The organism is Psychrobacillus sp., assembly GCF_056205495.1.
This window is the reverse complement of record NZ_JBAEAP010000284.1, coordinates 1-6,005: the sequence shown is the minus strand read 5'-3', so window position 1 is coordinate 6,005 and position 6,005 is coordinate 1. Positions and strand designations below refer to the sequence as shown.

At 37.0% G+C, this 6,005-nt stretch carries 3 protein-coding genes and 1 other annotated feature; all 3 genes read right to left on the bottom strand.

Annotated elements, in window-relative coordinates; genetic code table 11:
• Positions 1–1,304 (bottom strand): methionine--tRNA ligase (gene metG / locus AC06OU_RS08360; RefSeq protein WP_475855167.1); only part of this gene is annotated, 1,304 nt, incomplete at its 3' end.
• A 94-nt stretch (positions 1,305–1,398) separates the two neighbouring features.
• Positions 1,399–1,655, bottom strand: a binding site (T-box leader).
• A gap of 37 nt (positions 1,656–1,692) precedes the next feature.
• Positions 1,693–4,293 carry a cation-translocating P-type ATPase gene (locus tag AC06OU_RS08355; protein ID WP_475855166.1) on the bottom strand — a complete coding sequence of 867 codons (2,601 nt, stop codon included), beginning with the start codon at positions 4,291–4,293 and terminating at the stop codon, positions 1,693–1,695.
• A 205-nt stretch (positions 4,294–4,498) separates the two neighbouring features.
• Positions 4,499–5,851: an amidohydrolase family protein gene (locus tag AC06OU_RS08350; RefSeq protein WP_475855165.1), complete on the bottom strand. Its 1,353-nt coding sequence runs from the start codon at positions 5,849–5,851 to the stop codon at positions 4,499–4,501.
• Positions 5,852–6,005 lie beyond the last annotated feature (154 nt).

Here is a 6,005-nt window from a genome sequence, read left to right as displayed (position 1 = left end):
AATTTAAACTGGCCTGCCTCGACCAATTGCCCCACCGATGTATATAATTTTATAGTAGTTTCTTCTATTTTTTTATGAATTGCTCGATCAGGAATTGTTCCCTCAAAGGACTTTTCAATGAATTTTAATGTGCGATTGATAAAGTTTCCATATGCTCCGAGTAGCTCCCCATTATGGCTGTGAATAAATTCTCTCCACGAAAAATCAGAGTCTCTATTTTCGGGGGCATTGCTTGTTAAAAAGTATCTTAAGGAGTCCGGATGGTATTTCTCTACAAAATAAGGAGCCCATACTGCCCAGTTTTGACTAGTCGAAAATTTTCTCTTTTCCAACGTTAAATACTCGTTGGAAATGATATGAGTTGGAAGTGTCTCTTGTCGAATACCTTTAAGTATCGCTGGCCATATTACGGTATGGAATGGGATGTTATCTTTACCATGCACGTAATAGGAAATGGTTTGCTCATTCCAAAATTCTTTTTCATCCGTTTGGTTAAGAGTGGCCCATTCCTTACTCGCTGAGTAATAACCGGAAACAGCCTCTATCCATACATACACTTTCTTTTCCTCGTATCCTTCGATGGGTATACTTTCCCCATTTGGCAGATCCCTTGAAGCCGCTCGATCACGAAGGCCTTCATTTAAATATCGCTCGGTCAGGCGAACTGCATTTTCTCGCCACGCATGATTTGCTTTTGCTGACATATGATAATTCTCTAGCTGCTCCTGAAAGCTGCTTAGCTGGAAATATAAATGCTTTGTAGCTTTAACAGTCGGCTCATTTCCACATAGTTTGCAGCTTCTATTCGTTAAGTCCATAGGGTCTAAAATTAAGGAGCAGGCATCACACTGGTCCCCTCTTGCGCGGCTTCCGCAATTTGGGCAATTCCCTTCCACATACCTGTCAGGTAAAAATTGATTATCAGTTGCACAATAGATTTGCTCAATTTCCTTTTCGTAAATATAACCATTCTTCCATAGCTCTAAAAAGATTTGCCTAACCACTTTATGATGATGATCACTATCAGTTCGTGTATACATATCATAACTAAAGCCCAGACGATTAAAGGTTTCTTTAAACTCGTTATGATATCTATCCGCTATTTCTTTCGTTGTAACGCCTTCAGAATTAGCACGTATGGATATGGGAGTACCGTTACAGTCGCTACCAGAGACATACAATACCTCCTCTCCCTTTTGTCTATAATATCTCGCCAAAATGTCTCCTGGTAATAATGCTGCAATGTGTCCCAAATGTAAGGACCCATTAGCGTATGGCCATGCCCCTCCGATAAAAATGTTCATTTTAATTCTCTCCTTTTCTTCATTAAGTTTTTTAGCCAAGTAAGTTTTAAATATATTCAGCTAAAATAAAAAACCTCATCCTTATCGAAATTTCGATAAGGACGAGGTTATCTCGTGGTACCACCTTAATATTCAAATGGTTCGCACCATATGACTCCATAAGTACATAGCAAAAAGCCTTTATACTTTGACATGGGTAACAAGTGCCAACTCTTGTCGTATCCTACTAGTTGTTACACGTTCAGTACGAAGCTCCGAGATCATGTTCGAATGACTAGCTTGCCTCATTTCCACCACCAGAAGCTCTCTATATAACATCATCACTCTACTTTTTCTCTTCAACGCCTTTTTATATTATTAGAATTATACAAAATGTTAAGCTAGAAAATCAATATTTATTTTTTGGAAGGGAAAATCTATCGATTTGAATAACAACCACTGGTATGAAAGCCAACCCATAGATTATTGCAAACTGAGTGCGACTAATTGCGGCAACATCAAACAGCTCGAATATCAAAACTAGGTTCAAAAGAATGACTCCTATTAGAAAAGCGATCCAAACAGTTAAATTCGAAAACAATCCAATTTTAAATATGGACTCTTTTGATCGGCAATTGAAGCCATGAAATAATCGGGACAAGCATAAGGTTGCAAATGCCATAGTAGTCGCGACCATTGTATCCCCAGTCGCCAATCCTATTTGAAAGGCGATAATTGTTACTGCTGCAATGAGGAAGCCTTCCAATCCAACCTGTATAGCAAACTTCTTATTAAGAAGGGGTTCCTTAATGTCCCTAGGCTTTTCTTTCATTACTTTTTTATTGTGTGGTTCTAAACCAATTGCAATGGCAGGTAAACTATCCGTCAGCAAGTTTATGAATAATAGATGAACCGGTAAAAAGGGTGCAGGTAAAGCAAGAATGGTTGCATACAGTACGACTAGGATAGCCCCAGTGTTACCGGATAGCAAAAACATAATGGAATTGGTAATGTTCGTGTAAATACTTCTCCCATTGGAAACTGCTTTGACAATGGTTGAAAAATTATCATCAGCCAAGATCATAGCAGAGGCATCCTTTGCAACTTCTGTACCTGTAATCCCCATTGCAACCCCTATGTCCGCTTGCTTCAATGCTGGACCATCATTTACACCGTCACCAGTCATCGCTACAACGTGACCTTTTTCTTGCCAAGCTTCTACTATACGAATTTTATGCTCAGGCGATACTCGTGCATATACAGAGACATTCTCGACTATGTCTTGTAATTCTAAATCCGATAATTTTTCTATTTCCTTCCCTTCCATCACTTCATCAGGACCTTCTACTATCCCTATTTCTTTCGCTATAGCAGTCGCGGTAATTTTGTGATCTCCAGTAATCATAACTGGTTTAATACCTGCTGCTATACAATCTTCTACCGCTTGTTTAGTTTCTGGTCTTAATGGATCCATCATAGCGACCAACCCAATGAAAGTGAGATCCTGCTCCATTTCCATGTTTACTTTCGGGGAATCTACTTCTTTATAAGCAAACGCAAGGATTCTTAGACCTTGGCTTGAAAAATGGTGGTTTGCTTGTTTTATCCTTTCGATTTGTCCAATGTTAATAGGTGAAATGCCTGGAGATGTTTCCATTCTTACTATTCGAGATAATAGCTCATCAACTGCTCCTTTTGTAATCATCATATATCGATTATTTATTCGATGAATCGTACTCATTAGCTTGCGATTAGAATCGAATGGCATTTCTCCTACACGGAAATATTGTTGGCGTACGTTCCCTTCATCAAAGTTATATAGTTTACTCCAATTTACAAGCGCAATTTCTGTTGGATCTCCAATTTCTTTTTCTTCAGTACTTATCGAATCATTACAAAGCAACGCCATGCTCATTAAATTTTTATGGAGTGGGTTGTTGATATTAGCTCTATCAGCTTCTATGGTTTGCTCATTTACGTAAATATGCTGGACCGTCATTTTATTTTGTGTAAGCGTTCCAGTTTTGTCTGTACAAATAACAGAGATACTCCCTAAACTTTCAGCTGCTCGTAATTTTCGAATAATAGCATTTTCTTTCGCCATTTTCTGTGTGCCAAATGCAAGTACTATGGTGACGATTGAACTTAATGCTTCCGGAATGGCAGCTACCGCTAAGGATACCGCAAACATGAAAGAATCTACTAGCTCTCGGCCTCTAAGAATGTCTAGTCCAAAAATGATTAGGCATATAATGATAATGCCAATAGCCAATCTCTTCCCAAAGTGATCCAGATTCATTTGTAAGGGGGTTTTCTTTTCTTTTGCATTTTGCAACAGATTAGCTATTTTACCTATTTCAGTAGCCATACCAATGGATGTTACAATAGCTCGTCCTCTACCATTAGTAACAAAACTTCCTGAAAAGACCATATTACGCTTATCTCCAATTGCTAGCTCCTCTTTATCAATTAATGCTTCAATTTTGTCTATCGCTTCGGATTCACCTGTTAATGAACTCTCATTTACTTGTAAGCTATAGCTTTCCATCATTCTTCCATCTGCACAAATATAATCTCCCACTTCTAAATAGAGAACATCTCCCACCACTACCTCTCGGGATGGAATTTTTATAACTTCTCCATTCCTCAGCACCTTAGCTATAGGAGCGGCCATTTCTTTTAAGCTATCTAATGATTTTTCCGCTTTAATATGTTGTACCGTCCCTAAAACTGCATTTAATACAATTACTATTACAATAACTATTGAACTTTCTAATTCTCCTAAAAAAGCAGAAATAGCAGCAGCAACTATTAAAATGATGACTAGAAAATCATTAAACTGCTCTAAAAATACTTGTATGGCATTTTTCCTTTTACCTTCCTCCAATTCATTGAAGCCATTCTCTTTATGTCTTTGTCTTACTTCATAATCTGATAACCCTTGTTGAGTAACGTCAAACTCTTTCATCACTTCTTGAACTGATTTTTGGTAGTATGCTGTGATATTCATTAGATTCCCCCAAACTCATTAGTTAAAATAGTTACATACCAATCAATCACTTAGATATGAATATATGTGTGAATTTAAGAGATTAGTACACAAATAATGATAGATTTAGTTTATGGTCGATCTTAATAGATTTTAACGCATATAAAAACAGGAGAGGCTTTAGAAATTGCCGCTCCTGTCAAAAATGCTATCTTATTATTTTTGATTAGCTTGATTTGTAATTGGTGTCTAGGAAACTATTCATAAATTCCTCTACAGATTTTTTTACTTTCTCTTCTATAGGAACTTTTTCGAGTAGTTTATCTTGCGTGTATAAAGTTCCTCCCTTAACAATACTATGAATTTCTTTAGTGCAACGTATATCTTTTAAAGGGTTTTTTTCTAGTATTACCATATCCGCAATTGTTCCTTCTTGAAGGACTCCTATATCTTGTCTATTAAGAGCTTCTGCTGCATTTATTGTAGCTGTCCTAATCGCATCTATTTCAGATAAACCATTTTTAACGAATAGCTCTAGCTCTCTGTGAAGCGCCATACCAGGAAAGGTGAAAATGCCAGCAGGAGTATCGGTACCAGCTACCACCAGTCCTCCTAGGTCAAAATAGGCTTTTGCTATTGCTTTATTAAAGGTATGTTGTATCCCTAATCTACTTAAAGAACTTGTATTTTCGATAAAGCGTCTCCAATGCTGCATTAACACTGAGTTTTCTTTAATTTTGTCCATTATCTTTTCTTCAGAGTACCAATAATTTCTCATTAAGTTTGCTTGATCATATAAAACCATTGTAGGACAAAGTACAACATCATTTTCCACCAATATTTTACACACTTCTCTAATCTTTTTCTCATCTGGATTTTCCCAATCAATTTCCTTCCATTTACCTTCGTTTGCTTGCATCGTCCACTCTGGGAAAAGATCTTTTAAAATACCAGAAGCATGCTCGTTCCATTTAATACCCATTTTAGCAGCATCAGTTGCAGTTACTTCCAAGGAGTGTATTAAATCACAACTGACTTCTCTATGATGAACTTTTGCCTCATCAACAACCACTTCCATTATATCTTTCGACAACCAACCATACACCTTAATGAAATCCGCGCCGGCTTCAACCTGCCTTCTAACCTCTGCTCTAGCACTCTGTGCATCATTTACATTTATGTTCCATGGACTATTTTCACCCCACAAACCAGGCGGACCATCAATAATTCTATCCGATGAAATAACTCTTGGCGTTGGTGCTCCATTAGATGCATGTATTAGCTTTTTTAATTCACCAACATTTCCGCCTGTATTACGAACAGTTGTAACTCCAGCTGCAGTAAAAATGGGAGCATAATCTTTTTTCATATGTACATGCATATCAATCAAACCTGGAATGACATACTTTCTTTTCAAATCATAAATAATTGCTTTATTATGAATATTACCAACTTGTTTGTGTGCAGATAATATTTTCGTGATATAGCCATTTTGGACAAGAAGATGAGAGTAAGTCGTTTTTCCAGACTCTACATCTATCACATTTGCATTTTTTAATAATAATATAGCATTCTCCATGGCGCACTGTCCTTTTCTCCAAGGGTATAGGTAAGATATAAACTAGATATATATAATCATCGTGGATTTTTACTATTTTTAAACGGTCTCATCTTTCTATTTTCCCCATTTTCCCCTTTTTCAAACACAGTGTTTTCTTCAGTTCAAAAAACAA

Bases quoted from the DNA above. Each gene is read 5' to 3' on its own strand.
- AC06OU_RS08355 (WP_475855166.1), bottom strand. From the start codon at position 4,293: ATGAATATCACAGCATACTACCAAAAATCAGTTCAAGAAGTGATGAAA.
- AC06OU_RS08350 (WP_475855165.1), bottom strand. From the start codon at position 5,851: ATGGAGAATGCTATATTATTATTAAAAAATGCAAATGTGATAGATGTA.